27 protein-coding genes and 5 tRNA genes are annotated in these 25,099 nt (G+C 61.2%); 22 read left to right on the top strand and 10 right to left on the bottom strand.

The genetic code is table 11. The features are described from left to right. Positions 1-28: 28 nt before the first annotated feature. The 5 genes from pilV (at position 29) to thiO (ending at position 3,341) form a co-directional block, all read left to right on the top strand. On the top strand, positions 29-514 hold the full coding sequence (pilV, locus tag ACVWVP_RS04160) for a type IV pilus modification protein PilV (protein WP_457404522.1): 486 nt from the start codon (positions 29-31) through the stop codon (positions 512-514). Next, complete coding sequence (locus ACVWVP_RS04165; RefSeq protein ID WP_457404523.1) at positions 511-1,218, top strand: PilW family protein; 708 nt, start codon at positions 511-513, stop codon at positions 1,216-1,218. Before pilV ends, ACVWVP_RS04165 begins: the two co-directional genes overlap by 4 nt. A 7-nt stretch (positions 1,219-1,225) precedes the next feature. Then, complete coding sequence (locus ACVWVP_RS04170; RefSeq protein ID WP_259171982.1) at positions 1,226-1,756, top strand: pilus assembly PilX family protein; 531 nt, start codon at positions 1,226-1,228, stop codon at positions 1,754-1,756. Positions 1,757-1,767: 11 nt separating this feature from the next. Further along, complete coding sequence (locus ACVWVP_RS04175; protein WP_457404524.1) at positions 1,768-2,169, top strand: type IV pilin protein; 402 nt, start codon at positions 1,768-1,770, stop codon at positions 2,167-2,169. A gap of 62 nt (positions 2,170-2,231) precedes the next feature. Further along, positions 2,232-3,341 (top strand): glycine oxidase ThiO, encoded by a 1,110-nt coding sequence (gene thiO, locus ACVWVP_RS04180; RefSeq protein ID WP_457404525.1) that lies wholly within the window; start codon positions 2,232-2,234, stop codon positions 3,339-3,341. Here the strand turns inward: thiO and ACVWVP_RS04185 are convergent. Beyond that, the gene (locus tag ACVWVP_RS04185; protein ID WP_457404526.1) at positions 3,328-3,561 is read right to left on the bottom strand and encodes a PP0621 family protein; all 234 of its coding nucleotides are present in this window, start codon (positions 3,559-3,561) and stop codon (positions 3,328-3,330) included. The genes thiO and ACVWVP_RS04185 overlap by 14 nt on opposite strands. A 125-nt stretch (positions 3,562-3,686) precedes the next feature. Continuing rightward, positions 3,687-4,712: an outer membrane protein assembly factor BamD gene (locus ACVWVP_RS04190; RefSeq protein ID WP_178919153.1), complete on the bottom strand. Its 1,026-nt coding sequence runs from the start codon at positions 4,710-4,712 to the stop codon at positions 3,687-3,689. 149 nt (positions 4,713-4,861) lie between these two features. Here ACVWVP_RS04190 and rluD point away from each other — a divergent pair, with 149 nt between their 5' ends. From rluD to ACVWVP_RS04225, 7 genes are all read left to right on the top strand, one after another. Beyond that, positions 4,862-5,824 (top strand): 23S rRNA pseudouridine(1911/1915/1917) synthase RluD, encoded by a 963-nt coding sequence (gene rluD, locus ACVWVP_RS04195; protein ID WP_105697438.1) that lies wholly within the window; start codon positions 4,862-4,864, stop codon positions 5,822-5,824. After that, positions 5,821-6,546: a peptidoglycan editing factor PgeF gene (gene pgeF, locus ACVWVP_RS04200; protein ID WP_457404527.1), complete on the top strand. Its 726-nt coding sequence runs from the start codon at positions 5,821-5,823 to the stop codon at positions 6,544-6,546. The genes rluD and pgeF overlap by 4 nt, the downstream gene beginning before the upstream one ends. A gap of 130 nt (positions 6,547-6,676) precedes the next feature. After that, entirely contained in the window at positions 6,677-9,241 is a 2,565-nt protein-coding gene (gene clpB, locus ACVWVP_RS04205) for an ATP-dependent chaperone ClpB (RefSeq protein WP_178919150.1), read from the top strand. Between the two features lie 300 nt (positions 9,242-9,541). Continuing rightward, positions 9,542-9,617: transfer RNA gene (locus ACVWVP_RS04210), tRNA-Asn, on the top strand. Positions 9,618-9,627: 10 nt separating this feature from the next. After that, positions 9,628-9,704, top strand: a tRNA-Pro gene (locus tag ACVWVP_RS04215). Between the two features lie 5 nt (positions 9,705-9,709). Then, positions 9,710-9,785, top strand: a tRNA-Lys gene (locus tag ACVWVP_RS04220). Between the two features lie 94 nt (positions 9,786-9,879). Then, positions 9,880-9,956 (top strand) — tRNA-Pro (locus ACVWVP_RS04225). A 175-nt stretch (positions 9,957-10,131) separates the two neighbouring features. Here ACVWVP_RS04225 and ACVWVP_RS04230 read toward each other — a convergent pair. The 3 genes from ACVWVP_RS04230 to ACVWVP_RS04240 form a co-directional block, all read right to left on the bottom strand. Further along, a complete protein-coding gene (locus tag ACVWVP_RS04230; protein WP_176995150.1) occupies positions 10,132-11,430 on the bottom strand; it encodes an NAD(P)/FAD-dependent oxidoreductase in 1,299 nt (432 codons plus the stop codon). Between the two features lie 60 nt (positions 11,431-11,490). Beyond that, complete coding sequence (locus tag ACVWVP_RS04235) at positions 11,491-11,664, bottom strand: DUF3094 family protein (RefSeq protein WP_176995149.1); 174 nt, start codon at positions 11,662-11,664, stop codon at positions 11,491-11,493. An 89-nt stretch (positions 11,665-11,753) separates the two neighbouring features. Beyond that, on the bottom strand, positions 11,754-12,383 hold the full coding sequence (locus ACVWVP_RS04240; protein WP_083360208.1) for a DUF1780 domain-containing protein: 630 nt from the start codon (positions 12,381-12,383) through the stop codon (positions 11,754-11,756). A 101-nt stretch (positions 12,384-12,484) separates the two neighbouring features. Between ACVWVP_RS04240 and ACVWVP_RS04245 the strand changes: the two genes are divergently transcribed. From ACVWVP_RS04245 to ACVWVP_RS04255, 3 genes are all read left to right on the top strand, one after another. Further along, positions 12,485-12,952 carry an FAD/FMN-containing dehydrogenase gene (locus tag ACVWVP_RS04245; RefSeq protein WP_457404528.1) on the top strand — a complete coding sequence of 156 codons (468 nt, stop codon included), beginning with the start codon at positions 12,485-12,487 and terminating at the stop codon, positions 12,950-12,952. Beyond that, positions 12,949-13,638 carry an energy-coupling factor ABC transporter permease gene (locus ACVWVP_RS04250; RefSeq protein WP_178919146.1) on the top strand — a complete coding sequence of 230 codons (690 nt, stop codon included), beginning with the start codon at positions 12,949-12,951 and terminating at the stop codon, positions 13,636-13,638. Before ACVWVP_RS04245 ends, ACVWVP_RS04250 begins: the two co-directional genes overlap by 4 nt. 75 nt (positions 13,639-13,713) lie before the next feature. Beyond that, entirely contained in the window at positions 13,714-13,929 is a 216-nt protein-coding gene (locus tag ACVWVP_RS04255; RefSeq protein ID WP_003171680.1) for a hypothetical protein, read from the top strand. Here the strand turns inward: ACVWVP_RS04255 and yacG are convergent. Genes yacG through ACVWVP_RS04275 form a run of 4 tightly spaced genes read right to left on the bottom strand, consistent with a single transcriptional unit; the run spans position 13,926 to position 16,814 of the window. Beyond that, a complete protein-coding gene (yacG, locus tag ACVWVP_RS04260; RefSeq protein ID WP_003188437.1) occupies positions 13,926-14,126 on the bottom strand; it encodes a DNA gyrase inhibitor YacG in 201 nt (66 codons plus the stop codon). The genes ACVWVP_RS04255 and yacG overlap by 4 nt on opposite strands. Further along, positions 14,123-14,746, bottom strand: coding sequence for a dephospho-CoA kinase (coaE, locus tag ACVWVP_RS04265; RefSeq protein WP_178919144.1), 624 nt, complete (start codon positions 14,744-14,746; stop codon positions 14,123-14,125). Before coaE ends, yacG begins: the two co-directional genes overlap by 4 nt. Then, positions 14,743-15,609 (bottom strand): prepilin peptidase, encoded by an 867-nt coding sequence (locus tag ACVWVP_RS04270; RefSeq protein WP_457404529.1) that lies wholly within the window; start codon positions 15,607-15,609, stop codon positions 14,743-14,745. The genes coaE and ACVWVP_RS04270 overlap by 4 nt, the downstream gene beginning before the upstream one ends. Next, positions 15,606-16,814, bottom strand: coding sequence for a type II secretion system F family protein (locus ACVWVP_RS04275; protein ID WP_457404530.1), 1,209 nt, complete (start codon positions 16,812-16,814; stop codon positions 15,606-15,608). The genes ACVWVP_RS04270 and ACVWVP_RS04275 overlap by 4 nt, the downstream gene beginning before the upstream one ends. 202 nt (positions 16,815-17,016) lie before the next feature. Between ACVWVP_RS04275 and ACVWVP_RS04280 the strand changes: the two genes are divergently transcribed. The 4 genes from ACVWVP_RS04280 (at position 17,017) to ACVWVP_RS04295 (ending at position 19,435) form a co-directional block, all read left to right on the top strand. Then, on the top strand, positions 17,017-17,421 hold the full coding sequence (locus tag ACVWVP_RS04280) for a pilin (RefSeq protein ID WP_178919295.1): 405 nt from the start codon (positions 17,017-17,019) through the stop codon (positions 17,419-17,421). A 36-nt stretch (positions 17,422-17,457) separates the two neighbouring features. After that, the gene (locus ACVWVP_RS04285) at positions 17,458-18,867 is read left to right on the top strand and encodes an O-antigen ligase family protein (protein WP_457404531.1); all 1,410 of its coding nucleotides are present in this window, start codon (positions 17,458-17,460) and stop codon (positions 18,865-18,867) included. Between the two features lie 39 nt (positions 18,868-18,906). After that, a tRNA-Thr gene (locus tag ACVWVP_RS04290) sits at positions 18,907-18,979 on the top strand. 150 nt (positions 18,980-19,129) lie between these two features. Further along, positions 19,130-19,435, top strand: a complete 306-nt coding sequence (locus ACVWVP_RS04295; protein WP_457404532.1) for a DUF6388 family protein — start codon at positions 19,130-19,132, stop codon at positions 19,433-19,435. A gap of 94 nt (positions 19,436-19,529) precedes the next feature. Here the strand turns inward: ACVWVP_RS04295 and nadC are convergent, their stop codons facing one another. Beyond that, entirely contained in the window at positions 19,530-20,378 is an 849-nt protein-coding gene (gene nadC, locus ACVWVP_RS04300) for a carboxylating nicotinate-nucleotide diphosphorylase (RefSeq protein WP_457404533.1), read from the bottom strand. Positions 20,379-20,622: 244 nt separating this feature from the next. Between nadC and ACVWVP_RS04305 the strand changes: the two genes are divergently transcribed. From ACVWVP_RS04305 to ampE, 3 genes are all read left to right on the top strand, one after another. Beyond that, positions 20,623-22,779, top strand: a complete 2,157-nt coding sequence (locus tag ACVWVP_RS04305; RefSeq protein ID WP_457404534.1) for a DUF1631 domain-containing protein — start codon at positions 20,623-20,625, stop codon at positions 22,777-22,779. A gap of 61 nt (positions 22,780-22,840) precedes the next feature. Next, a complete protein-coding gene (gene ampD, locus ACVWVP_RS04310; protein WP_178919132.1) occupies positions 22,841-23,404 on the top strand; it encodes a 1,6-anhydro-N-acetylmuramyl-L-alanine amidase AmpD in 564 nt (187 codons plus the stop codon). Continuing rightward, positions 23,401-24,237 carry a regulatory signaling modulator protein AmpE gene (gene ampE / locus ACVWVP_RS04315; protein WP_457404535.1) on the top strand — a complete coding sequence of 279 codons (837 nt, stop codon included), beginning with the start codon at positions 23,401-23,403 and terminating at the stop codon, positions 24,235-24,237. The genes ampD and ampE overlap by 4 nt, the downstream gene beginning before the upstream one ends. Positions 24,238-25,099: the final 862 nt, after the last annotated feature.

Consider the following 25,099-nt stretch of genomic DNA (forward strand, 5'->3'; position numbering starts at 1 on the left):
TTGGCCTTCGACATGGATGACGACGGTAATGCTTACCTGCCCGAACCTATTGTTTCCAAGCATTTTGCCCCGGCGCCAAGCCGGCATGACGTTGATCGAGGTGCTCGTGGCGGTGCTGATACTCGCTATCGGCCTGCTGGGGGCTGCGGTCATGCAACTCAATGCGCTCAAGTACACCGACAGCTCAAGGATGACCAGCCAAGCCAGTTTCATCGCCTATGACATGCTGGATCGTATTCGTGCAAATGCGGGGGCCGATTACGCCTGGGGCCAGGACGAGCGTGCTCCGGCGAGCATCGCTGGGGCCAACGTACGTGATGTGGACCTGCACGATTTCGAAGCCAATATCCTCGGCTTTGCCGGCAAAAGTGCAAAAGGTTCGGTAACGATCAGCGCCAATGAAGTGACCGTCAGTATCACTTGGGAGGACAGTCGCGGTACTCACCGCCCTGGAGCACGGGAGACCTTCACCTTGACCAGTCGCATTGGCAGCGAACCGCGGGTGGCGCCATGAGCGGTTCGGCCAGGGGATTCAGCCTGGTGGAGTTGCTGATCGCCCTGGCCGTCGGGCTGGTGATGGTGCTGGGGATAAGCCAGGTGATGATCAGCGCCCGGGCTACCCAGGCCAGCCAGCAGGCGGCCATGGTGCTTCAGGATGATGCGCGGTTTGTCCTGGGCAAGATGGTTCAGGATATTCGACTTGCCGGCATGTTCGGCTGCCTCGCGCCAGCCTTTATCGATAACGTCCCGCCGGCGTTCGATCACCCTGTCAGTTGGAGTGCAGCGGGCGATGCAAGGTCATTGACGGTGGTCACCGCCGATGTCGGGGAGGGCGGTGGCAAGCCCGATTGGACGGTGCTCTCCGACTGTACCGGGACTGCCCAGGCCTATGTCGGGGCGGCGCCAACCCCGGCGCCCGGGCAGATCCGGTTTGCCATGCGCCAGCTGACTTACACCTTTGAGGGCGGACAGTTGAAGGTCAGCACACCTGCGGCGCCGGCCAAGGCGGTGCTGGTGGATAACGTGCTGGCCTTCGACATCAGTTTTGGTCTGGCAGCCAGTCAGGATTCTTTGCCCGTGGTGCGCTATGACGCTAGCCCGGCCGACGAATCGCTGATACGCAGTGTTCGGCTGCTCCTCACGCTGCGAGATCCGACGGGGCGTGTAAAGGATCAAACCTACAGCGTCGTGGCGGCGCTGCGTAACCGGTTGGGGTAGGGCGATCATGAGGGGGAGTGGCGGCTTTTATTCGCGGCAGGCGGGCCTGGTGTTGCTGATCAGCCTGGTGTTTTTACTGTTGTTGTCCCTGGTCGGTTTGTCATCGATGCGGGGGGCGATGTCCCAGCAGAAAATGGCGGGCAGTGCCTGGCACCGCAATCAATCGTTTCAAAGTGCGGAAAGCGGCCTGTGGGTGGGTGAGTCGATTGTCCAGCGGGCAGGGGGCACGTTGCCGCTCTGCCACTCGATCATCACCTGCGCGCCGCCGAGCGAGTCCGTCTCGGTGGTGGGGGCGGGGACGAATCCGGTTTCAGCGGTCTCCTGGGTGGCGGTGAGCGGAGGGCTTTACGGCGTTCAATCGATAGGGGTGGGTGTGGGGCTGGCGCGTTTGCCGCCACTGACGCCTGCTGCGCTGTTCCGCGTGACAGCAGTGGGATTCAGTGGTCAGTCGCGCACGGTGCTGGAGTCGGTGTTTGCCCGTTTCGACGAGGGCGCGAGCCCGCGCTTCAGGCGGGTTTTGTGGCGGCAACTTCAATAAGGAGTGTTTAAATGGGCAAGGATTGCCAAGGGTTTACCCTGTTCGAGTTATTGGTGGCGGTGACGATTATCGCGTTGTTGGCCGCTATCGCTTACCCCGGGTATACCCGCCATGTAAAAAAGGTCTATCGCGCAGAAATCGTTGCGTTGCTCATCGAGCAGACCCATCACCTTGAGCGGTTTTATACGAGAAACGGCACTTTTATTGATGCAAACGGCATCAGTGCAGGTAATGATCGCTATAGAATCGACGCTGTATTGAACCCTCAGGATTTCAACCTGGTAGCCATACCTGTCGCCGATGCTGTCATGGCGGGTGATCCCTGCGCAGCGTTCCAACTGACCAGTACGGGGGAGCGAAGCAACCCTGGCGCAGCATCCGGGCAATCGCGCAAGGCGTGCTGGGGGCAATGATGAGCGTACGGCATGCGTGGGCGCCTGGGGCGCTTTTCCCTTTTTTTCGGCTGGATCAAATGATGGCTAAGCAACAACAAGTGGTGATTGTCGGCGGTGGCGTGATCGGGTTGTTGACGGCGTTCAACCTGGCCAGCCAGGGGCAGGCGGTGGTATTGCTGGAGCGCTGTGGCCTTGGGCAGGAATCGTCATGGGCAGGGGGCGGCATTGTTTCTCCGCTGTATCCGTGGCGCTACAGCCCGGCAGTCACCGCGTTGGCCCATTGGTCCCAGGACTTTTATCCACAGTTGGCGCAACGGCTGTTTGCCGCCACGGGCATTGACCCCGAGGTTCACATCACGGGCCTTTACTGGCTCGACCTGGATGATGAGGCGGATGCCCTGGCGTGGGCAGCCCGTGAAGGCCGGCCATTGAGCAAGGTGGATGTGTCGGAGGCCCATGACGCGGTTCCGGTGCTGGGTGGCGGTTACTCGCAGGCGATCTACATGGCTGACGTCGCTAACGTACGCAACCCGCGCCTGGTCAAATCCCTGAAGGCGGCGCTGTTGGCGCTGCCCGGTGTTACGGTGCATGAGCAGTGCGAAGTGGCGGGTTTTGTCCTGGAAGGCGGCAGGGTAGTGGGGGTGGAAACGGCGACGGGGCCGGTTCTTGGCGATCAGGTCGTGCTGGCGGCAGGGGCCTGGAGTGGCGAGTTGCTGGGCAAGCTGGGCCTGTCGCTGCCCGTTGAGCCGGTCAAGGGCCAGATGATCCTGTATAAGTGCGCTTCGGACTTCCTGTCGAGCATGGTCCTGGCCAAGGGGCGCTACGCGATCCCTCGGCGCGACGGGCATATTCTGATCGGCAGTACGCTGGAGCATGAAGGGTTCGACAAGACCCCGACCGACGTGGCGCTTGAAAGCCTCAAGGCGTCGGCGGTGGAGCTGATTCCCGCGTTGGCGAATGCCGAAGTGGTGGGGCATTGGGCCGGATTGCGTCCTGGCTCGCCCGAAGGCATCCCCTACATCGGCAAAGTGCCCGGTTTCGAAGGGTTATGGCTCAACTGCGGGCATTACCGCAATGGCCTGGTGCTTGCCCCCGCGTCCTGCCAGCTGTTTGCTGATTTGTTGCTGGAGCGTGCGCCAATCATTGATCCGGCGCCTTATGCACCAGAAGGCCGGCTCAGCGCTGGATAGACTTCGGGCCTTGCTCAAGATGCGCCTGGGTGCAGTACCACTCCTGGCGTGAGCTCAGGGCGCGGTCCTGCGGCAGGTGCACGCCGCAGTGGGCGCAGCGCACCATCAGGGCTGCGTTGGGTTCGCTGGCTCTTTGCTGCTTGGCGGCCGGGCTTTTGAATTTGCGCCAGAACCATACCGCGGCAGCAATAACGGCAATCCAGAACAGTAGACGAACCATGATGGGCAGTTTCTCGACAGGGAATGCACCAGTTTAGCCAAGGACGTGGCAGGCGCACAGCGCAATAATGCTTGCCCATTAAAAAGGGAGCCCCTAAGGGCTCCCTTTTGCGTTGCGCCGACGTATCAGTCGAACACACCGAAGGTCATGTAGCTGAACCACGAACGGTCCTCGTTGTTGCCCAGGGCCTGCGGCGTCTCTTCTTCAATCACGTCGCCATTTTCATCATGCGGCTTGAGGTCCGAAGGGATTGCATCCTTGGCGTCCTGGAACTGCTTCATCACGTCCTGGTTGGCGCGGGTTTCGCCCGGCGGCAGCGGTGGACGGGACTCGATCAGGCCCAGGGTGTATTTGCTCAGCCACGAACGGTTGTCCGCTTCGGCAACCTGAGGCACGAATTGACCGTCTTTCAGGCTTGGGTGATCCGGGTAGTTGAGTTTGAGGGTTTCCAGGCTGGTGGCCGCCAGGGCGTCCAGGTGCAGGCGCTGGTAAGCCTCGGTCATCACGGCCAGGCCATCACCCACGGAAGGGGTTTCCTGGAAGTTTTCCACGACATAACGGCCACGGTTGGCGGCAGCGACATAGGCCTGGCGGGTCAGGTAGTAGTGGGCCACGTGGATTTCGTAGGAAGCCAGCAGGTTGCGCAGGTAGATCATGCGCTGCTTGGCGTCTGGCGCGTAGCGGCTGTTCGGGTAGCGGCTGGTCAGCTGGGCGAACTCGTTGTAGGAGTCGCGGGCGGCACCCGGGTCACGCTTGGTCATGTCCAGCGGCAGGAAGCGCGCCAGCAGGCCAACGTCCTGGTCGAACGAGGTCAGGCCCTTCATGTAGTAGGCGTAGTCCACGTTCGGGTGCTGAGGGTGCAGGCGGATAAAACGCTCGGCGGCGGACTTGGCAGCTTCCGGCTCGGCGTTCTTGTAGTTGGCGTAGATCAGCTCGAGCTGGGCCTGGTCGGCGTAGCGCCCGAACGGATAGCGCGACTCCAGGGCCTTCAGCTTGGCTGTGGCGCTGGTGTAGCTATTATTGTCCAAGTCTTTCTGAGCCAGTTGGTACAACTCGACTTCGCTCAGGTTTTCGTCGACGACTTCCTTTGTTGACGAGCAAGCAGCAGTCATGGCGAGGATGGCGATCAGCAGCAGGTGTTTCACTTGCATGGCGGCTTGCGTCCCTATGACGGCCGCTGTCTTGGGCGGGGCCGTCCTGTTATGATGAGCGCCCCGTTGAAAGCCTCGGGGCAAAAGACGCCGTATTTAACCACAAGCGCGCAGCCGAAACCAAAGGCTGTGCCACGCCTAGTCTGAGCATGTCCGATAAAATTGAACTTCGCGCAGAGGTGCCGTCCGAATTGGGCGGCCAACGCCTCGATCAAGTCGCCGCACAATTATTCGCTGAGCACTCGCGCTCGCGCCTTTCCGCCTGGATCAAAGACGGCCGCCTGACTGTGGATGGAGCGGTTATCCGCCCGCGAGACATAGTCCATGGTGGTGCGATTCTTGAGCTGACTGCCGAGCAGGAAGCCCAGGGAGAATGGGTTGCCCAGGACATCGAGCTGGATATCGTCTATGAAGACGACGACATCCTGGTCATCAACAAACCCGCAGGCCTGGTGGTTCACCCGGCAGCCGGGCACGCTGATGGCACCTTGCTCAATGCCCTGTTGCACCACGTGCCGGACATCATCAACGTACCGCGTTGCGGCATCGTGCACCGCCTGGACAAGGACACCACCGGTTTGATGGTGGTGGCCAAGACCATCCAGGCGCAGACGCAGTTGGTCACACAATTGCAGAGCCGCAGCGTCAGCCGGATCTACGAGTGCATCGTGATCGGCGTGGTGGTGGCGGGTGGCAAGATCAATGCCCCGATCGGTCGCCACGGCCAGCAGCGCCAGCGTATGGCGGTGATGGAAGGCGGCAAGCAGGCCGTCAGCCACTACCGCGTGCTCGAACGCTTCCGCTCCCACACTCACGTGCGGGTCAAGCTGGAAACCGGCCGTACCCACCAGATTCGCGTGCACATGGCCCACATCAACTTCCCGCTGGTGGGGGACCCGGCCTACGGTGGCCGCTTCCGTATTCCGCCAGCGGCCAGTGCGACCATGGTTGAATCGCTGAAAAACTTCCCGCGCCAGGCACTGCATGCACGCTTCCTGGAGCTGGACCATCCGACGAGCGGTAAGCGCATGAGCTGGGAATCGCCTTTGCCAGACGATCTGGTCTGGTTGCTGTCGTTGCTCAAGCAGGATCGCGAGGCGTTTATCGGATGAGTGACTGGCTGATTCCTGACTGGCCCGCGCCGGCTCGGGTGAAAGCCTGCGTCACTACCCGTGCGGGCGGCGTCAGCCTGGCGCCGTTCGACAGCCTCAACCTGGGTGATCATGTCGAGGATGACCTTGAGGCTGTCCTTGAGAACCGCCGTCGTCTCAGTGATGCCTTCGATATCCAGCCGGCCTGGCTGCGCCAGGTTCACGGCGTGAACGTGGTCGAGGCAGATCCGGCTCGCACCGTCGAAGCCGATGCCAGTTGGACCAGCACCCCAGGCGTTGCCTGCACATCGATGACTGCCGATTGCCTGCCCGCGTTGTTCTGCAACCGCGCGGGCACCCGCGTAGCGGCGGCTCACGCCGGTTGGCGTGGCCTGGCGGCAGGCGTGCTGGAAGCCGCTTTCGACAGCCTGGAGGCTGAACCCGGCGAAGTGCTGGTCTGGCTCGGCCCGGCCATTGGCCCGCAAGCCTTTGAAGTGGGGCCGGAAGTGCGTGAGGCCTTCATGCAGCAACTGCCGATCACCGCTGAGGCCTTCGTGCCCAGTCGCAACCCCGGCAAGTTCATGGCCGACATCTATCAACTGGCTCGCCTGCGCCTTGCCGCACGCGGCGTCACGGCGGTGTATGGCGGCGGCTTCTGCACCGTGACCGACCCGCGCTTCTTTTCTTACCGCCGCAGCCCTCGCACCGGTCGGTTTGCCTCCCTTGTCTGGCTGGAACGCTAGACTCATCTGATCTGCGTCAACTGTCTGTCGCTTGAAACTCCCAGAATCCACCCCATCTATAAGGGTATCTGGCAGGTTTCTTCATTCAGGATGTTTTATAGCTCCGGCCTGCTCAAAAGGAAGGTGACTAATGCGTATTGATCGTTTAACCAGCAAATTGCAGTTGGCACTGTCTGACTCTCAATCCTTGGCGGTGGGCCTCGACCACCCGGCCATCGAGCCTGCGCACTTGATGCAGGCGCTCCTGGAGCAGCAAGGTGGTTCTATCAAGCCCTTGTTGATGCAGGTGGGCTTCGACGTCAACAGCCTGCGCAAGGAGTTGAGCAAAGAGCTCGACCAACTGCCGAAAATCCAAAATCCGACCGGCGACGTGAATATGTCGCAGGAATTGGCGCGCCTGCTCAACCAGGCCGACCGCCTGGCGCAGCAGAAAGGTGACCAGTTCATTTCCAGCGAACTGGTGCTGCTCGCCGCCATGGACGAGAACAGCAAGCTCGGCAAATTGTTGCTGGGCCAGGGCGTGAGCAAGAAAGCCCTGGAAAATGCCATCAACAACCTGCGTGGCGGCGACGCGGTAAACGACCCTAACCATGAGGAGTCGCGCCAGGCCCTCGACAAATACACCGTCGACCTGACTAAGCGTGCCGAAGAGGGCAAGCTCGACCCGGTGATCGGCCGTGACGATGAAATTCGTCGCACCATCCAGGTACTGCAACGGCGCACCAAGAACAACCCGGTGCTGATCGGTGAGCCAGGCGTGGGTAAAACCGCAATTGCCGAAGGCCTGGCCCAGCGCATCATCAATGGTGAAGTGCCGGACGGCCTTAAAGGCAAGCGCCTGCTGTCCCTGGACATGGGGGCGTTGATCGCGGGTGCCAAGTTCCGTGGTGAGTTCGAAGAGCGGCTCAAATCCCTGCTTAATGAGCTGTCAAAGCAGGAAGGGCAGATCATTCTGTTTATCGACGAGCTGCACACCATGGTCGGCGCCGGTAAAGGCGAAGGCTCCATGGATGCGGGCAACATGCTCAAGCCGGCGCTGGCGCGGGGCGAGTTGCACTGCGTGGGTGCCACGACGCTCAACGAGTACCGTCAGTACATTGAAAAGGATGCGGCCCTTGAGCGTCGCTTCCAGAAAGTGCTGGTGGAAGAGCCGAGCGAAGAAGACACCATCGCGATCCTGCGTGGCCTGAAAGAGCGGTATGAGGTCCACCACAAGGTGGCGATCACCGACGGTGCGATCATTGCGGCGGCCAAATTGAGCCACCGCTACATCACTGACCGTCAGTTGCCCGACAAGGCCATCGACCTGATCGACGAAGCGGCCAGCCGTATCCGCATGGAGATCGACTCCAAGCCGGAAGTGCTCGACCGTCTGGATCGGCGCCTGATTCAACTGAAAGTTGAGTCCCAGGCCCTCAAGAAAGAAGAGGACGAGGCGGCGAAGAAACGCCTGGAAAAACTCCAGGAAGAAATCGTGCGCCTGGAACGTGAGTATTCGGACCTGGAAGAAATCTGGACCTCGGAAAAAGCCGAAGTGCAGGGCTCTGCGCAGATCCAGCAGAAAATCGAGCAGTCCCGCCAGGAGCTGGAAGCCGCACGCCGTAAAGGCGACCTGAACCGCATGGCCGAGTTGCAGTACGGGGTGATCCCGGACCTGGAGCGCAGCCTGCAGATGGTCGACCAGCACGGTCACAGCGAGAACCAACTGCTGCGCAGCAAGGTGACCGAGGAAGAGATCGCCGAAGTCGTCTCGAAGTGGACCGGCATTCCTGTGTCGAAAATGCTTGAAGGCGAGCGCGACAAGCTGCTGAAGATGGAAAGCCTGTTGCACCAACGCGTGATCGGCCAGGAAGAGGCGGTGGTGGCGGTGGCCAACGCGGTGCGGCGTTCCCGGGCCGGCTTGTCCGACCCGAACCGGCCAAGCGGCTCGTTCATGTTCCTCGGCCCGACCGGCGTGGGCAAGACCGAGCTGTGCAAGGCCCTCGCCGAGTTCCTCTTTGATACAGAAGAGGCCATGGTACGGATCGACATGTCCGAATTCATGGAGAAACACTCGGTGGCTCGCCTGATCGGCGCACCACCAGGCTATGTGGGCTATGAAGAGGGCGGTTACCTGACCGAAGCCGTGCGGCGCAAGCCTTACTCGGTGATCTTGCTGGATGAGGTCGAGAAGGCGCATCCGGATGTGTTCAACATCCTGCTGCAAGTGCTGGAAGATGGTCGCCTGACGGACAGCCACGGGCGTACTGTGGACTTTCGCAATACGGTGATCGTGATGACCTCCAACCTGGGCTCCGCGCAGATCCAGGAGCTGGTGGGTGATCGTGAAGGCCAGCGTGCGGCCGTGATGGACGCGCTGACCAGTCACTTCCGTCCGGAATTCATCAACCGGGTCGATGAAGTGGTGATCTTCGAGCCGTTGGCGCGGGATCAGATCGCGGGCATCACCGAGATCCAGCTGGGTCGCCTGCGTGGCCGGCTGGCGGAGCGCGAGCTGGACCTGGTGCTCAGCAGCGAGGCGTTGGACAAGCTGATCGCGGTGGGTTACGACCCGGTGTATGGCGCACGGCCTTTGAAACGTGCGATTCAACGTTGGATCGAAAACCCGCTGGCCCAGTTGATCCTGTCGGGCAGCTTCATGCCGGGCACCAGCGTCGAGGCAACCGTGGAAAACGACGAGATCGTCTTCCACTGAGCCCGGTTTGCAGGCAAATAAGAGAAGGCCCCGCATTGCGGGGCCTTTTTTTTCGATAGGGCGTTGAACTGTAAGGCAAAGGCTTGTAAAGTGCGCCCCGCAGCAACGTCAGCCCACGGGTTTCTTCTCCCCAAGAAGAAATCAGAAACAAGCGCAAATCATTGTCTTAAAAGCAATTTAAAGGGTTGACAGGGGTTTTTAAGATTGTAGAATAGCGCGCCTCAGAGACATGAACGTAGCGATACGGGCAAGTCGAAGAGAAGGTAGTAAGCAGTAACGCAGTAATTTGAAATATGTAGTTCCGTGATAGCTCAGTCGGTAGAGCAAATGACTGTTAATCATTGGGTCCCAGGTTCGAGTCCTGGTCACGGAGCCAATTTCAAAATCGGGGTATAGCGCAGTCCGGTAGCGCGCCTGCTTTGGGAGCAGGATGTCGGGAGTTCGAATCCCCCTACCCCGACCATATTTGGGTCGTTAGCTCAGTTGGTAGAGCAGTTGGCTTTTAACCAATTGGTCGTAGGTTCGAATCCCACACGACCCACCATTTTTGAAACCAGTTAACGCTGGAATCGAATCTTAAGATCAGAGGCCAAAAGCGCTGATCGAAGAAGGCGACTGAAAGGTCGCCTTTTTTTTACCGGGGTATAGCGCAGTCCGGTAGCGCGCCTGCTTTGGGAGCAGGATGTCAGGAGTTCGAATCCCCTTACCCCGACCATATTAAAAATCCTCGTATCGAAAGATACGGGGATTTTTTTTGCTCACGATTTCTGAACTGACTGCTGGGCAAATGTGGGAGCGGGCTTGCTCGCGAATGCGGCGGATCAGTGACAGATGTACTGTCTGACACACTGCTTTCGCGAGCAATCCCGCTCCCACACTGGTTTGCGCTGTTAGTGGAGTTTCAGGCGTGGCTCGGTCCCGCGCCCAATCTTGCTGCCCAGCATCAGCATGGCCGTGCGGAAGAACCCGTACAGTGCCATCTGGTGCATACGGTACAGCGACACGTAGAACATCCGCGCCAGCCAGCCCTCCAGCATCACGCTGCCGGTGAGGTTGCCCATCAGGTTACCCACCGCCGAGAACCGCGACAGCGAGATCAGCGAGCCGTAGTCGGTGTACTTGTAAGTCGGCAGGTCCTTGCCCTCGATGCGCAGTTTCAGCGACTTGGCCAGCAACGATGCCTGCTGGTGAGCCGCCTGGGCGCGTGGCGGAACATTGCGGTCGGTGCCCGGTTGCGGGCAGGCGGCGCAGTCGCCAAAGGCAAAGATGTTTTCATCGCGAGTGGTCTGCAGGGTCGGCAACACTTGCAGTTGGTTGATGCGGTTGGTTTCCAGGCCGTCGATGTCCTTGAGGAACCCCGGTGCACGAATGCCGGCCGCCCATACCTTGAGGCTGGCGGGAATGACCTGGCCGCTGCTGGTGATCAGGGCGTCAGCCGTCACTTCACTGACCGCCGAGTTGGTCAGCACGGTCACGCCGAGCTTTTCCAGGGTTTTATGCACAGGCCCGCCGATACGCTCCGGCAGGGCAGGCAGCACCCGTGGGCCGGCTTCGATCAGGGTGATGTGCATGTTTTCCGGCTTGATGCGGTCCAGGCCATAGGCGGCCAGTTCGTGCGCGGCGTTGTGCAGCTCGGCGGCCAGTTCAACACCGGTTGCACCGGCGCCGACGATGGCGACACTGATTTTCTCTTCCACGTCGGTTTGCCCGGCATGGGCGCGCAGGTAGTGGTTGAGCAGTTGTTGGTGGAAGCGCTCGGCCTGTTTGCGCGTGTCGAGGAACAGGCAGTGCTGCGCCGCGCCTTCGGTGCCGAAGTCGTTGGTGGTGCTGCCGACCGCGATCACCAGGCTGTCGTAGCTCAGCACGCGTGCAGGTACCAGTTCACGGCCTTCTTCATCGAGGGTGGCGGCCAGCTGGATTTTCTTCTGCTCACGGTCAAGCCCGCTCATGCGCCCCAGCTGGAACTCGAAGTGGTTCCATTTCGCCTGGGCGACATAATTGAGTTCGTCTTCCGATGAGTTCAGGGAGCCGGCAGCCACCTCGTGCAACAGAGGCTTCCAGATGTGGGTGAGGTTGGCGTCCACCAGCGTGATGCTGGCCGTGCCGCGCTTGCCCAGAGTCTTACCCAGGCGGGTAGCCAACTCCAGGCCGCCGGCGCCGCCGCCGACGATAATAATACGATGGGTCATGGGGATATCTCGCAAGGCTAAAAGAAATCGGAGCAGTTACCCCCGCGAGCGCCAGGCAGCTCATAGCGTCAGGTAACTCAGAAGGCGACTCAGCAGGCCCAGCCCGATCACGGCCGCCAGCACCACAACGAGGAGCAGCCACGGCCTGAAAGGCTTGCGCTCGACTCTGTTCTGGGAGAGTTGCAGGTACTCTTCGACATGCTGTTGGTCATCGGGGTTCAGGCGGCTGGTCATAAAGGCCTCGTCAGGTAGACGTTGCAAAAGGGCGCCACGTTACAGTCTGTGAATGGGCGGCATTGCCACAAGCGTAGCCGGTGCCCGCCTCACAGGCTGATGCCCACGTCGAATACTATGCTGCGCCCCAGGTTGTTGCGCAAGAAATCCGGTGCGTCGGGGTGGGCGAACAGTACCCGTGCAAAGGTCGGCCCCACCAGCGACAGTGAACGCCAACCCTGGCGCAGGTACTCGGTGGGCGGCGGAAAGTGACTGTTGAGGTCCAGCACCTCACGCTTGAGACTGGTGAAGGCGATCAGGTCCAGCTCGCCCAGGTCCATCCCGCGTTCTTTATAGTTATGGGCTTTTTTGCGCAGCGTCGGTGCCAGGCGCAGCAGAAACTCATGGGCGGGGATGCGTCGCGGCTTGGCTTCGCGCCGCACCAGTTGGCTCAGGGAGAAAGCGCTGCGCCGCCTGAGCAGCTCATCGCGCCATTCGTCGTTCAGGCGCCGGCCTTCATCCAAGACGAAAAACACTTCGAAACTGGCGTCGCGAAACAGCACGTCCGGCGGCTCTTGCCCGGCGGCATGAAATTCTTCAGCGCGGTAGGGCACATTCAAGCCTTGCAGCAGGCGCTGGCAGACCCAACGCTCACGCTCCCATTTGCGGGCATTGGACAAGAACGCATTGGCTTGTTCGGCCGCTACGGTGAGCAGGCGCAAGTAATCTGAGTCATCCATGCTTGCAGCTTAGCGCCCAAATGATGACCGCAGGAAGTCCTGCTGCAAAAGCTCGGTGTAGACTGGGTGTGCAGAGGTTTTCCAGGTATGGGGAGTGCGTCGTGAAGTGTTTTGTTGTGCTGTTTTTGAGTCTTCTGCCCCTTTGGGCCCAAGCCGTTGAAGTGGGTGAGCGGCTTGCGCCCTGGACCTTGCTGGACCAATTCGACCAGGCCTATAGCCTGAATGATCAGGCGAAAATTCTGTTGGTCGCCCGCAGCATGGATGCCGCAAAGCGGGTGGACGCGGCGTTGCAAGGCCAACCCAAGGGGTATCTGGAAGCGCGACAGGCCGTGTTTGTCGCTGACATCCAGCGCATGCCCCGGCTGATCGCCAAGTTGTTCGCGGTGCCGGCCATGCAGGCCTACAGCTATCGGGTGATGCTGGATCGCGACGCGCGTGTCGCGCCGCGCTACCCGGGGCCTGTGGATAAAGTGCTGTGGTTGCAACTGGATAAGGGCAAGCTGGTTGCGCAGCGTGAATACGGTTCTGCCGCTGAGCTGCGTCAGGCGTTGGAGCAGGTGGCACCGTGATCAGTGCCGCGGTGCTGGCGCCAGAGACCCTCACGGTCGGGTGGCTGTTGTTCGCACCCGTGGTGATGTGGGCGGTCCTGCGCTCGTCGTGGCTTGAGTTGTTCGCTGACCGGCGGCGTCAGCACCTGTTGTTCGGCACGGTGTTCGCGTTGTTCATGCTATGGCTGGTGCGGCGGGATTTCGACACCGGCGTTTCCTACCACTTTATTGGCATGACCGCCGTCACGTTGCTGCTCGACTGGCCGCTGGCAATCGTTGGCGGTGTTGCGGCCCAGATGGGCCTGGTGCTGTTGGGGCGTCAGGATCTGGCGGCGGTTGGGGTCAACGGTCTGCTGTTGATTGGCTTGCCCGTGCTGGTGACCGAGACCTGTGCGCTGCTGGTCGAGCGGGCGCAACCCAGGAACCCCTTCGTGTACATCTTCTGCTCCGGCTTTTTTGCTGCTGCTTTGTCGGCGTTGCTCTGCCTGTTGATAGGGCTGGGCCTGTTGTGGTTCGACGGCCGTTTCGCGATGCCGGAATGGCTGGAAGATTTCGTCGGCTACCTCTGGCTGATCATCTTCCCCGAAGCCTTCATCAACGGCATGGTGATCAGCGCCCTGGTGGTGTTCTGCCCTGAATGGCTGGAGACCTTCAACCGCACGCGTTATCTCTCGGCGCCCTGGAAGGATGACGATTCGCAGCGTTGACCTGGATCAAATCCCGCGCAGCCGAGCAGGCCCATGCTCTGCGAAATTTTCCTGGGCAAGGTGGGAGCACGAATCATGAGTGTGTACGAATGGGCACGGCAAGAGCTGCGTAGAAGTCAGGATGCTGCGCAGGAAATCGGCTTTGACCCGGGCCTGACGCTGCGCGCCATGCTCAGTGCGGTGGTGCAGCAGAGCAAAGGCGTGCGCAGTTTCGAAGACCTGGCCGACGAGCTGCAATACCTTGCAGAAAATCTCGACGACCAGCAGGAATACGCCTTTATGCGCCCTTAATGGCGAGGCGGCAGGTCTTCGGAAAACAGCTCGTCTTCGGCATCCGGCGCTACGGGAATCTTGTGTTCCTCGGCGGCCCAGGCGCCCAGGTCGATGAGTTTGCAACGGTCCGAGCAGAACGGCCGGTTGAGGTTGGTCGCTTTCCATTCCACGGGTGCGCCGCAGGTTGGGCAGTCGACGGTCAGGGGTTGGCTCATGATCGGCCTCCACGCAAAGTAAGGTAAAAGTGATGCAGTCGCTCGACCTCGCTGTGCAGCCAGGCGAGGTCTCGGTCATTGACCAGCACGTCATCGGCATGGTTCAGGCGGTCTTCGCGGCTGGACTGGGCCTTGAGGATCGCCTGCACCTGTTGCTCGCTGATGCCATCGCGCTGCAGGGTACGCTGAATCTGCAACGATTGCGGCACGTCGATCACCAGGATGCGCTGGGTCATGCTGTACTGGCCCGACTCGATCAGCAGCGGCGACACGAGGATCGCGTAGGGTGAGCGGGCGCGGGCCAGGTGGCTGCGAATCTCTTCGCCAATCAGTGGGTGCAGCAGGGCTTCGAGCCAGCGGCGTTCTTCGGGCACTTCAAAGATCAGTGTGCGCAACGCGGCGCGGTCCAACTGGCCGTCAGGTTGCAGCACACCCGCACCAAAGTGTTCGGCGATGCTGGCCAGCGCCGGTCTGCCGGGTTCGACGACCCAGCGGGCAGCGTGGTCGGCGTCGACGAGGTCAATGCCCAGGTCAATGAAGTGCTGGGCGGCGGCGCTTTTGCCACTGCCGATGCCGCCTGTGAGGCCAAGAATCCAGGGTGTTGCGACAGAAGTGGTCATCTGAAACCGACAGACTGCAAATAGAAGTCGGTTATTTGACCACCCCAGAGCAATGCAATCCAGCCGGCAATGGCCAGATACGGACCAAACGGCATCGGTGTCGATGCCTGGGCCTTGCGCAGGCGCAGCAACAGCAGCCCGACAAACACCCCGACCAGCGATGATATCAGCAGTGTCATGGGCAGCACCTGCCAGCCGCCCCAGGCGCCGAGCAGCGCGAGCAGCTTGAAATCGCCGTGGCCCATGCCGTCCTTGCCCGTGACCAGCTTGAACAACCAGAACACCGACCACAGGCTCATGTAGCCGATCACCGCGCCCCACACGGCATCGGGTAATGCCACCAACAGGCCAAAGCTGTTGACGACCAACCCCAGCCACAACAGGGGCAGCACCAGCACATCCGGCAACAGTTGGTGGTCCACGTCGATCAGGCTCATTGCCAGTAGGCCCCAGCTCAGCAGCAGCACCCCACAGGCTTGCCAGCCAAAGCCGAAATGCCAGGCAACCACGGCCGAGAGCAGCCCGCACGCCAGCTCGGTGAAGGGGTAGCGGGCACTGATGGGCGTTTGGCAATGGGCGCAGCGCCCCTTGAGCATCAGGTAGCTGAGCAGTGGGATGTTTTCCCAGGGGCGAATCGGTTGGTTGCAGTGCGGGCAGCAGGAGTTGGGGCGCATCAGGTTGTAGGTGGGGCCGATAGGGTCAGCGGGTAACCCGAGCACTTCCTGGGCCTGGATGCGCCATTCCCGTTCGAGCATTTTCGGCAGGCGCCACACCACCACATTGAGGAAGCTGCCGACGATCAGGCCAAGCACCAGCGCCATCGCGGTAAACGCCCACGGATGTTCACTCAACAGCAGGTTCAAAATGCCGCACCGAGCTGGAAGACGGGCAGGTACATGGCGACGACCAGCGCGCCGACAATGCCGCCCAGCAGCACCATGATCAACGGCTCCATCAGGCTGGTCAGGTTATCGACCAGGTATTCCACGTCGGCCTCGTAGTGGCTGGCGACCTTTTCCAGCATGTGGTCCAGGGTGCCGGACTCTTCACCTATTGCGGTCATCTGGATCGCCATGCCAGGGAACAGGTTGCTGGCGGCCATGGATTGATTCAACGGCATGCCGGTGGAGACGTCGTGACGCATATGTTCGATTGCCTGTTTGAATGGGCCGTTGCCCACGGCGCCCGCCACGGAGCCCAGTGCTTGCACCAGGGGTACGCCGGCTGCAAAAGTCGTGGAGAGCGTGCGGGCGTAACGGGCGACGGCGGATTTTTTCAGCAGTGTGCCTGCCAGGGGCGTGTTCAACAAACCGGCATCCACCCTGTAGCGAAACCCCGGGGATACCTGATAGGCCTGGCGCAGCCCGACAACCGCCACGCCCAGGCCGAGCGCCACGCCCCACCAGGCCTGTTGCAGGAACTCGGACAAGCCAATGACCTGCTGGGTAAAACCGGGCAACTGGCTGTCGACACCCGCGAACAGGCTCTGGAATTGCGGCACCACATGGATCAGCAGCACTGTACTGACCACGCTGGCGACCACCAGCACTGCGATGGGGTAGGTCATGGCTTTCTTGATGCGGGCCTGGAGCTGTTGGCTTTTCTCCAGATGGAGGGCTATGCGTTCCAGCAGCGTTTCCAAAGCACCCGCCAGCTCCCCGGCGGCCACCAGGTTGCAATACAGTTCATCGAAATGGCGCGGGTGCTTGCGCAGTGCTGTCGCCAGGCTGTTGCCGGTCGCGATCGCGTGTTTCAGGCCCTTTACCAGTTCGCGCACCTGCCGGTTCTCGAAGCCCTCGCCGATGATGTCGAAGGCTTGCAAAAGAGGAATGCCGGCCTTCAGCAACGTCGCCAGTTGGCGGGTGAACAGGGCGATGTCTGCGGGCTTGATCGGTGTAACCAGGTTGGGCATGCCGGGAGATCGCTTGCGCACGCGTTCGGGGCAGATGCCCTGGCGGCGCAGTTGTGCCTTGACCAGCGCCACATCGTGGCCAGCGGTTTGCCCGGAAACCCTGCGCCCCTTGCGGTTGATGCCTTCCCACGCGTAGATCGTCGAAGTGTCGTTCATGTCTTGTTTGCGCACAGAGGAAGTGGAAGATTTATAGCTTAGTCAGATGACGGATTCGGGCCGGCGGGTGTTGCACGATAAAATGTCAGAATGTGCGTCTTGTGCGCGATTGACCCCCTGCGGATGAGTACACTGGCGCGGCTGTACAACACGAGGCGCAGGACGCGCCTTGTCATGAGTTCTATCCTGGAGAGTGAATGTGATGCGTCAGAAAGGCTTTACCTTGATCGAGTTATTGATCGTCGTGGCAATCATCGGCATCTTGGCCACCATCGGCTTGCCCATGTATACCAAGCACCAGGCCAAGGCCAAGTTCACGGCGGGGCTGGCAGAAATCTCCGCATTGAAGGCCGGCTATGAAGACACCCTCAATCAAGGCACCGTACCGACCCTGGCCTTGATTGGCGGCACCAGCCCTACAGCCAACTGCAAGATCGATGTGACCGGGGATGTCGCCACGGGGGCAGGCTCCATCCGTTGCGAGATACTTGACGCCCCAGCGCCTGTGCTGGGCAAGACCATCACCCTGACGCGCAGCGCCACCACGGGCTGGACGTGCGCAACCACGGCGGATGCGCAGTACGTCACCAAGGGTTGCGGTGCCTGATCGCCCAGCCTCTCAACACGGAAGTAAAGGTGGCCCATGTCGTTGTCCATGCAGCAGCGAGGCAATGTATTCCTGGTAGCGGTGGCGTGCCTGTTGGCGGTGGGCATTTGCCTGCCGTTCAGTGGGCATGACCTGCAACGTACCACGCAGATTGTCCTGAGCTTGGGCGCGGTGCTGTATGGGGTGTCTGCCGGTTCGAGCGAGCGGTTGCTGGATCGGCCCAGTGCCTGTGGGCTGGTGGCGATTGTCGGGTTGGGGCTGGTTTCTTCGGCGCTGGCCCACCAGCCGTTGTGGGCGTTCACCGAAGTGGCGCTGTTTATCGGTGGTGGGGCGATCGCCGTCGCGTTTGCCTTGCTCCGTCGTCATGGTGGCGAGCGGATGGATCGCGCCTTGGTCCTGATCGCCATGCTGCTATGCCTGGTCAAGTCGTTCCAGTACCTGTACGCAGCGGCATTGGCCTTTACCAGCGGCAACGATGTACTGAACCTTGATCATCTGCTGTCGGGGTTTTCCAACAAACGTTTCTATGGTCAGTTCCAGACCTTCACCTTGCCGCTGTTGGCGCTCCCATTGCTTCTACCGGGTGTTGCCCGCGCCTTGCGAGCAGGGGTGTTTGCGTTGCTGTGTATCTGGTGGTTAATCGCCATCAGCGGCGGCACGCGCGGTACCTGGCTTGGCCTGGCAGTGGCGGCTGTGGTGTTGACGGTGCTGGGGGCTTGGGGTCGACGTTGGGTGGCCTGGCAACTGGCGGCACTCTGTGGCGGCCTGGCGCTGTATTGGCTGTTGTTCGTGTGCTTGGCGGGCTATCTGGGGATTGAAGTCGGCAGTGGTGCGGGCGATCGCCTGACCACGACGTTGTCGGGGCGTGGCCCGATCTGGTCGCAGGCCTGGCAGATGATTGTCGAGCGGCCCTGGCTGGGCTTCGGGCCCATGCACTTTGCCGATATCGCCAACGAAACAGCGGCGCACCCGCACCAGGCGGTTCTGCAATGGGCCAGTGAATGGGGGGTGCCATCAGCCCTGTGTGTTGCCGCCCTGGCGTGGCGGGCGGGCTGGGCCACGTGCAGGGTCATGCGCTTGCGGGCATCGTCCTCGGCCCCTGGGGATTTGCTGCGGTTGTGCCTGTTTGCGGCGTTGGTGGGGGCCTTGGTGCAGTCAATGGTCGATGGCGTCATCGTGATGCCCAACTCACAGGTATGGCTGGCGCTGGTGGTGGGTTGGCTGATGGCGCTGCATGCATGGCGAACCCCGCTGGGTACCGCGCTGCCGTGGGTGGGTGACGCGTGGAAAATGGCCACGCTGCTGGCCGTTGGTCTGCTGCTGTTTATCGCTGCGCGTGATCTGCCCCACACCATTGAAGACCAGGCCGATTACCTGCGTGCCGGCCACGATCACCTGCAGCCGCGCTTCTGGGCCCAGGGTGTGATCGCCTTCCCGCGCCAGTAAGTTGCCGGACGCCCAATGCGGTGCTAGCTTTAGCCCACCGCCCGTGTAGCTCAGCCGGTAGAGCAGCGCACTCGTAACGCGAAGGTCGCAGGTTCGATTCCTGTCTCGGGCAAAAAGGCAACACTGCTTCAAAGGCAACGTTTTCAGATGATCCCAGAATGGTTCTGAAGGCCAGACGAGCCGGCATTCGTGCCTGTTCTTTTGTATCTGCGCAACCTTGATGACCCAGATGCATCCCCATTCCTCGATCTAAGAGAACAACATGACCACGACTGAAATGACCCTGGAAGTTCGGCACGAAGAAGCCCTCAAGAAATACCTTGAGGACACGCCGCAGCTTAAAGAAGAGATCAAAGACCTGAGCGCCGATGATCAGCGCGACCAGATCCAATGGGCATTCGAGGACGAGGCAGAGAGCCAGGGTTACCAGCCTTGGGAGTTGACCCTCAAGTACACCTCCACACCGGAAGAGTTCGAAGCTGCACGGCTGGCCTTGCACAAGGAGGCTGCCGAGGTGCTGGGTGTCGAGTGGGAAGAATATTGCGAGATGAACGACCTGGTCGTCTGAGACCCTGTAGGAGCCGGCTTGCCGGCGATAGGGCCCGTAAGATCACCTTTAACCGTACAGGCCTCATCGCCGGCAAGCCGGCGCCTACAATGCGTCAGATACTGAGGCGCATCGACAGGTCCACTGCCTTCACATCCTTGGTCATCGCCCCGATGGAAATGTAGTCCACCCCGGTTTGCGCGATGGGCAGCAGGGTGGTTTCGTTGATCCCGCCGCTGGCTTCCAGCTTGGCCTTGCCGGCGTTCAGTCGCACGGCCTCACGCATGTCGTCCAGGCTCAGTTCGTCGAGCATGATGATATCGGCGCCCGCCGCCAGTGCTTCGCGCAGTTCCTCAAGGCTTTCCACTTCGATTTCCACCGGCTTGCCCGGGGCGATCTTGTGCGCGGCCGTGATGGCCTGGGCAATGCCACCGCATGCGGCGATATGGTTTTCCTTGATCAGGAACGCGTCATACAACCCGATGCGATGGTTATGACAGCCGCCGCAGGTCACGGCGTACTTCTGCGCCAGGCGCAGGCCAGGCAGGGTCTTGCGGGTGTCGAGCAGCTTGACCTGGGTGCTGGCGACAAAATCTGCCAGGTACTGCGCACGGGTAGCCACGCCCGACAACAACTGCAGGAAATTCAGCGCGCAACGTTCACCGCTGAGCAGCGAGCGCGCCGGGCCTTCGAGGTGGAACAGCACCTGGTTGGGGCTGACACGCTCACCGTCGGCTACCTGCCAATGCACCGCCACACGCGGGTCCAGTTGGCGGAATACCGCATCCACCCAGGCTGTACCGGCGATCACGGCCGCATCACGGGTGATGATCGTGGCCTTGGCCAGCCGTTCGGCCGGGATCAACTGCGCAGTGATGTCGCCGCTGCCGATGTCTTCCAGCAGTGCACGGCGCACGTTGGCTTCGATTTCGGCGGTGAGGTCGGCAAGACGGAGATTCGGCATAACAGGCTCCACAAACAAAGTGCCTCGATTATAGGGGCAGTGTGCGTTTGAACCCAGCGACCTGCTCATTTACGACCAAATGACAGAGTTCGCTGGCGCAACGGGCCTCGTTTGCAAGATAATCTCGCGCCTTGCAATTGGCGTCATAGCTTTGACGTCTTGGTGATTCCCGGGTATTCGCAGCGCTCATCCCGGCCTGCACCCGAACATTTGCCCATCAATACCGCCGTTTCAGGAGGCCAGGATGCACAATGACGGAAAGGTGGTGCCTATCAATAAGGCACACGCCACGCCATCGCCGCTCGCGCGCCTGCCGGTGGTGTTGCTGCAGGTGCGTGACAAAGCGGCGCAGCAACTGCAGCAGGGCCTGCAAGAACTGTTCGATAACGCCGACGACACCCTGTTCGAAATGGCCGACAAGGCCCGCAGTAATGCCGACCATCACATTTTTTTTGAAGCCATGCGCGACTTGCGCCTCAAGCGCAAGAATTTCGAGCGCGTGTTCATGGAGCACCTGTTTGCTGCCTTCGCTCATCTAGGGCACTCGGGGCGCGGCGAGTTGCACCTGGTGCCGGTGGTCTCGTATGACGCAGTGCCTGGTACGTCCCGCGATGAACTGGAAAAGGCCGTGGCGCTGGAGGCGATGCTCGGTCGCGTGCGACATCGCGATGGCTTGGCGTTGGGGCAACTGACCGCACGCTTGAGTGCGGTGCTGGGCAAGCACCTGGACGACCGCGAAAACCCCTTGGGCCCGGCGCTGCTCTGCGAGTGCTTCCTGCGGGCGGGGCGCAGCCTGGGGGTGGAGATCCGCGTCAAGCTGATCATGCTCAAACTGTTTGAGAAATACGTGCTCAGCGACGCCGACCAATTGTATGGTGAGGCCAATCAGTTGTTGGTCGCCACCGGTGTGCTGCCGCAGCTCAAGGCGGTGCCGTCTCGTCGCCCAGGCGGGCGTGCCGAGCGTGAGAGGCAGCACGAAGATCGGCAGCCGATGGCCGACTCGCCGCTCGATGAAAATGGCCAGCAAGCCTTCGCGGCCTTGCAAGCCTTGCTGGTGGTGGTGCGTGGCCGTGTGGCGCCTACCCTCGAGGCCAGCGCCGAACCGCAACCCATCGCCTCGCGGGACCTGTTGCGCCTGCTCTCTCACCTGCAGCAATACGTGCCAGAGCCCGAGGTCGAAGACGATTTCGACCTGCGCAACCACCTAGAACAACTGCTGACCCGGGTCAGCGTCAAGAGTGGCAAGTCCCGGGTGGTGGAGGACGCTGATGAAGACGTGATCAACCTGGTCGCGCTGTTGTTTGAGTTCATCCTCAAAGACACTGCCGTGCCGGACGCCTTCAAGGCCTTGATCGCGCGTTTGCAGGTGCCGCTGCTGAAGGTCGCGGTGCAGGACAAGAGCCTGTTCAGCCGTGCCAGCCATCCGGCGCGGCGCCTGCTCAACGAGATTGCCAGCGCCGCCATGGGCTGGAGCCCGAGCGATGACTACCTGCGCGACAGCCTGTACCTGCGCATCGAGCAGGTGGTGCAACGCTTGTTGAATGAGTTCGTCGAGGACCCGGCGATTTTCTCCCAGTTGCTCGCCGAGTTCAGCGCGTTCACTGCCGAGGAGCGTCGACGCTGCGAGCTGCTGGAACAGCACACCCGTGATGCCGAAGAGGGGCGCATGCGCACGGATGCCGCCCGCCAGCGCGTGGCCGACGTGCTTAATCGGCGCCTGCTGGGCAAGACCCTGCCCCAGGCCGTGGTGCAATTTCTGCAGCAGGCCTGGAGCCAGGTGCTGTTGTTGGCCAGCCTCAAGCACGGCGAACAGTCGGTGCAGTGGCAAGCGGGGCTGCGCACCATGGACGAACTGATCTGGAGCGTGGGCCTGCAGAAAGACACCGAAGCCGGTCGACATCTGCTGGAGCAACTGCCCGGGTTGCTCAAGGCGTTGCGGGACGGGTTGACCAGCGCCGCGTTCGACCCGTTCAGCACCCGTGAATTTTTCGTGCGCCTGCAGGCCATGCATGTGCAGGCGCCTGACGGTGAGGGGCTCGAGGCGTTGATCGAGGTGCGCGAGCCGTTCGTGCTCGACAGCGGCTTGCCCGATGCCGTCGACAACCTGCCCGGTGATGATCCCGACCTGCTCAAGGCCCGGCAATTGCAGGTTGGCCGCTGGTTCGAGTTCCAGGAAAGCGAGGCGCTGACGGTGCGCTGCAAGCTGATGGCGATTGTTACGCCGGCCAATACGTATGTTTTTGTCAGCCGCATGGGGCTCAAAGTGCTGGAGAAAAGTGCGGGCCAACTGGCCATGGCGCTCAAGGCTGGCACTTTGCGTAGCCTGGACGAAGGGTTGTTGTTCGAACGTGCGCTGGCGTGTGTGATCGATAACCTGCGTCAACTCAATCGCGGCAAGTGATCGCAACCGCAGGGCTGAACGCGGCATACTGGTAACACCTCGTCTCAATCAAGGAACCCGTATGCAGTTGGACCCCGCCAGCGGTTGGTGCCAGGGCATTCGTCATTGCCCCTCGCCCAACTTCAATGAGCGCCCCGCAGGCGAAATCTCTCTGTTGGTGGTGCATAACATCAGCTTGCCACCGGCGCAGTTCGCCACGGGCAAGGTCCAGGCGTTCTTCCAGAATCGCCTGGATGTCACGGAGCATCCCTACTATGAGGGGATCGCTCACTTACGTGTCTCTGCGCATTTTCTGATTGAACGCGACGGCGCCGTCACGCAGTTTGTGGCGTGCCAGGACCGCGCCTGGCATGCGGGGGTTTCCAGCTTCGAAGGGCGGGACACCTGTAATGACTATTCCCTGGGGATCGAGTTGGAAGGCACCGATGACCTGCCGTTCACCGATGCCCAGTATGCGTCGCTGATCGACCTGACGCGCCAGTTGCTGGCGGCCTATCCAGGCATCACCCGCCAGCGTATATGCGGCCACAGCGACATTGCTCCGGGGCGCAAGACAGACCCCGGCCCCGCTTTTGATTGGACGCGCTTTCGCAGCGCCCTGCAGGATGGAGGACACGCACAATGAGTTTCCTGGTGTTGGTGCTGGCGGTGTGGATCGAGAAATTCTCGGCCTTGCGCCAGCGGTTGCAGCGTGACGGCGGATGGTTGCGTGAGCTGGCCAGGCTGGAGGCGAGCCCGCGCCTGGGCAAACAACCCTGGTTGATCCTGGCATTGCTGGTGTTGCTGCCGGTGGCCTTGCTGGCCTTGTTGCTGGTGGTGCTGGAGCCGGTGGCCTATGGCCTGTTGGCATTGCCGGTGCACCTGCTGGTGGTGATCTACAGCCTGGGGCGTGGTGACCTGCTGGCCGGGCTCGGGCCTTTTCGTGATGCCTGGCGCCGGGGTGACTTGCAGGCGGCCGAACACGTGGCCGAGCGTGACCTGCAACTTGCCGCCGACAGCGGCGAGCAACTGCTCGAACGGGTCCAGGGCCATCTGCTGTGGCAGGCGTACCAGAGCTTCTTCGCGGTGATTTTCTGGTACTTCCTGCTCGGGCCGGTGGCGGCCCTGGCTTATCGCCTGCTGGCGCTGGCCAGCGAACACAGCCAGAACCCTTTGGTGGCCGAGCGCGCCGGGCAACTGCGCCACGCGTTCGACTGGTTGCCGGTACGCCTGCTGGCGGCGAGCTTTGCCCTGGTGGGCAACTTCGTCGCGGTCAGCCGGGTGATGCTCCATGAGCTGTTGAGCTGGGACATCAGCGCCGCTCAACTGGTGGAGAAAGTCGGCCTGGTGGCGGCAGAAATTCCGCCACCGGTGGTCGGTGCCGATGGCATCAACAGCCTGGATCGGCTGTGGGAACTGCTGCTGCGCGCCGCCGTGCTGTGGTATGCCGGGTTCGCCATCTGGACCGTATTGCCCTGACACCCTCCGGCAGGGAGGCGCCCGTCTTCCCTGCCGTTAACCTTACGTTACAAAACTCCCTTTCGAATTGAGCTATACAGACAGAGCGCCAAAAATGGTGGCTATCTGCCGCCGCCCTGCGCCTCAATAAAAATAAAAGAAAGGGAGTTCACCTGTGAAGAGCTTGCTCTATCCCGCCGTCGCGCTGATGAACCGCCTGAGCTTCGGCATGAAGTTCACTCTGATCAGCGTACTGTTCTTGCTGCCGATGCTGGCGACCAACTATTTCCTGGTGCGTGATTCCTGGCGGGAATTCCAGGGCACCCGTGTCGAGCTGCAAAGCCTGGATTTGCTCGGCAGCAGCCTGACCCTGCGGCGTGACCTGGAAACCCTCAACAACCAAGTGCAAATCAACGCCACCCTCGGCCAGTCCGGCAAGGCGGGTGATCTTGAAGGCCAGATCAGTACCCTGGAAAGCAGCGTGCTCGCGCGCCTGCAAGGCCTCAGCGCCATGGCCACCGACGCCGAGCAAATCGCGGCCTTTGATAGCAAGCGCGACGAGCTGATCGCCGCGTTCAAGGCCCAGCAACAGGAAACCTCACTACTCAACAAAACCGCGCTGATCGGCAAACTGCTCAACAAAGCCCAGATGTTCAGCCAGATCATCGCCAGCCAATCCGGCTTGAGCCGTGACTCGCAAAGCGACCTGCGCCAGCTCAGTGACCTGGTGACCGGCGTGACCCCGCAAGTGACCCAGGTCCTTGGCGAAGGGCGAGCAATGGGCGCTTATTCCCTGGGCCAAGGGTTTATCAACTCATCTTCCAGCACGCGGTTTGACGAACTGCTGCAGCAACTGGAAAAGCTGCAAGGCGAATATGCGTTG

The sequence above is a fragment of the Pseudomonas sp. TE24901 genome, from assembly GCF_054058375.1.

Bases quoted from the DNA above. Each gene is read 5' to 3' on its own strand.
- pilV (WP_457404522.1), top strand. From the start codon at position 29: ATGCTTACCTGCCCGAACCTATTGTTTCCAAGCATTTTGCCCCGGCGC.
- ACVWVP_RS04165 (WP_457404523.1), top strand. From the start codon at position 511: ATGAGCGGTTCGGCCAGGGGATTCAGCCTGGTGGAGTTGCTGATCGCC.
- ACVWVP_RS04170 (WP_259171982.1), top strand. From the start codon at position 1,226: ATGAGGGGGAGTGGCGGCTTTTATTCGCGGCAGGCGGGCCTGGTGTTG.
- ACVWVP_RS04175 (WP_457404524.1), top strand. From the start codon at position 1,768: ATGGGCAAGGATTGCCAAGGGTTTACCCTGTTCGAGTTATTGGTGGCG.
- thiO (WP_457404525.1), top strand. From the start codon at position 2,232: ATGGCTAAGCAACAACAAGTGGTGATTGTCGGCGGTGGCGTGATCGGG.
- ACVWVP_RS04185 (WP_457404526.1), bottom strand. From the start codon at position 3,561: ATGGTTCGTCTACTGTTCTGGATTGCCGTTATTGCTGCCGCGGTATGG.
- ACVWVP_RS04190 (WP_178919153.1), bottom strand. From the start codon at position 4,712: ATGCAAGTGAAACACCTGCTGCTGATCGCCATCCTCGCCATGACTGCT.
- rluD (WP_105697438.1), top strand. From the start codon at position 4,862: ATGTCCGATAAAATTGAACTTCGCGCAGAGGTGCCGTCCGAATTGGGC.
- pgeF (WP_457404527.1), top strand. From the start codon at position 5,821: ATGAGTGACTGGCTGATTCCTGACTGGCCCGCGCCGGCTCGGGTGAAA.
- clpB (WP_178919150.1), top strand. From the start codon at position 6,677: ATGCGTATTGATCGTTTAACCAGCAAATTGCAGTTGGCACTGTCTGAC.
- ACVWVP_RS04230 (WP_176995150.1), bottom strand. From the start codon at position 11,430: ATGACCCATCGTATTATTATCGTCGGCGGCGGCGCCGGCGGCCTGGAG.
- ACVWVP_RS04235 (WP_176995149.1), bottom strand. From the start codon at position 11,664: ATGACCAGCCGCCTGAACCCCGATGACCAACAGCATGTCGAAGAGTAC.
- ACVWVP_RS04240 (WP_083360208.1), bottom strand. From the start codon at position 12,383: ATGGATGACTCAGATTACTTGCGCCTGCTCACCGTAGCGGCCGAACAA.
- ACVWVP_RS04255 (WP_003171680.1), top strand. From the start codon at position 13,714: ATGAGTGTGTACGAATGGGCACGGCAAGAGCTGCGTAGAAGTCAGGAT.
- yacG (WP_003188437.1), bottom strand. From the start codon at position 14,126: ATGAGCCAACCCCTGACCGTCGACTGCCCAACCTGCGGCGCACCCGTG.
- coaE (WP_178919144.1), bottom strand. From the start codon at position 14,746: ATGACCACTTCTGTCGCAACACCCTGGATTCTTGGCCTCACAGGCGGC.
- ACVWVP_RS04275 (WP_457404530.1), bottom strand. From the start codon at position 16,814: ATGAACGACACTTCGACGATCTACGCGTGGGAAGGCATCAACCGCAAG.
- ACVWVP_RS04280 (WP_178919295.1), top strand. From the start codon at position 17,017: ATGCGTCAGAAAGGCTTTACCTTGATCGAGTTATTGATCGTCGTGGCA.
- ACVWVP_RS04285 (WP_457404531.1), top strand. From the start codon at position 17,458: ATGTCGTTGTCCATGCAGCAGCGAGGCAATGTATTCCTGGTAGCGGTG.
- ACVWVP_RS04295 (WP_457404532.1), top strand. From the start codon at position 19,130: ATGACCACGACTGAAATGACCCTGGAAGTTCGGCACGAAGAAGCCCTC.
- nadC (WP_457404533.1), bottom strand. From the start codon at position 20,378: ATGCCGAATCTCCGTCTTGCCGACCTCACCGCCGAAATCGAAGCCAAC.
- ACVWVP_RS04305 (WP_457404534.1), top strand. From the start codon at position 20,623: ATGCACAATGACGGAAAGGTGGTGCCTATCAATAAGGCACACGCCACG.
- ampD (WP_178919132.1), top strand. From the start codon at position 22,841: ATGCAGTTGGACCCCGCCAGCGGTTGGTGCCAGGGCATTCGTCATTGC.
- ampE (WP_457404535.1), top strand. From the start codon at position 23,401: ATGAGTTTCCTGGTGTTGGTGCTGGCGGTGTGGATCGAGAAATTCTCG.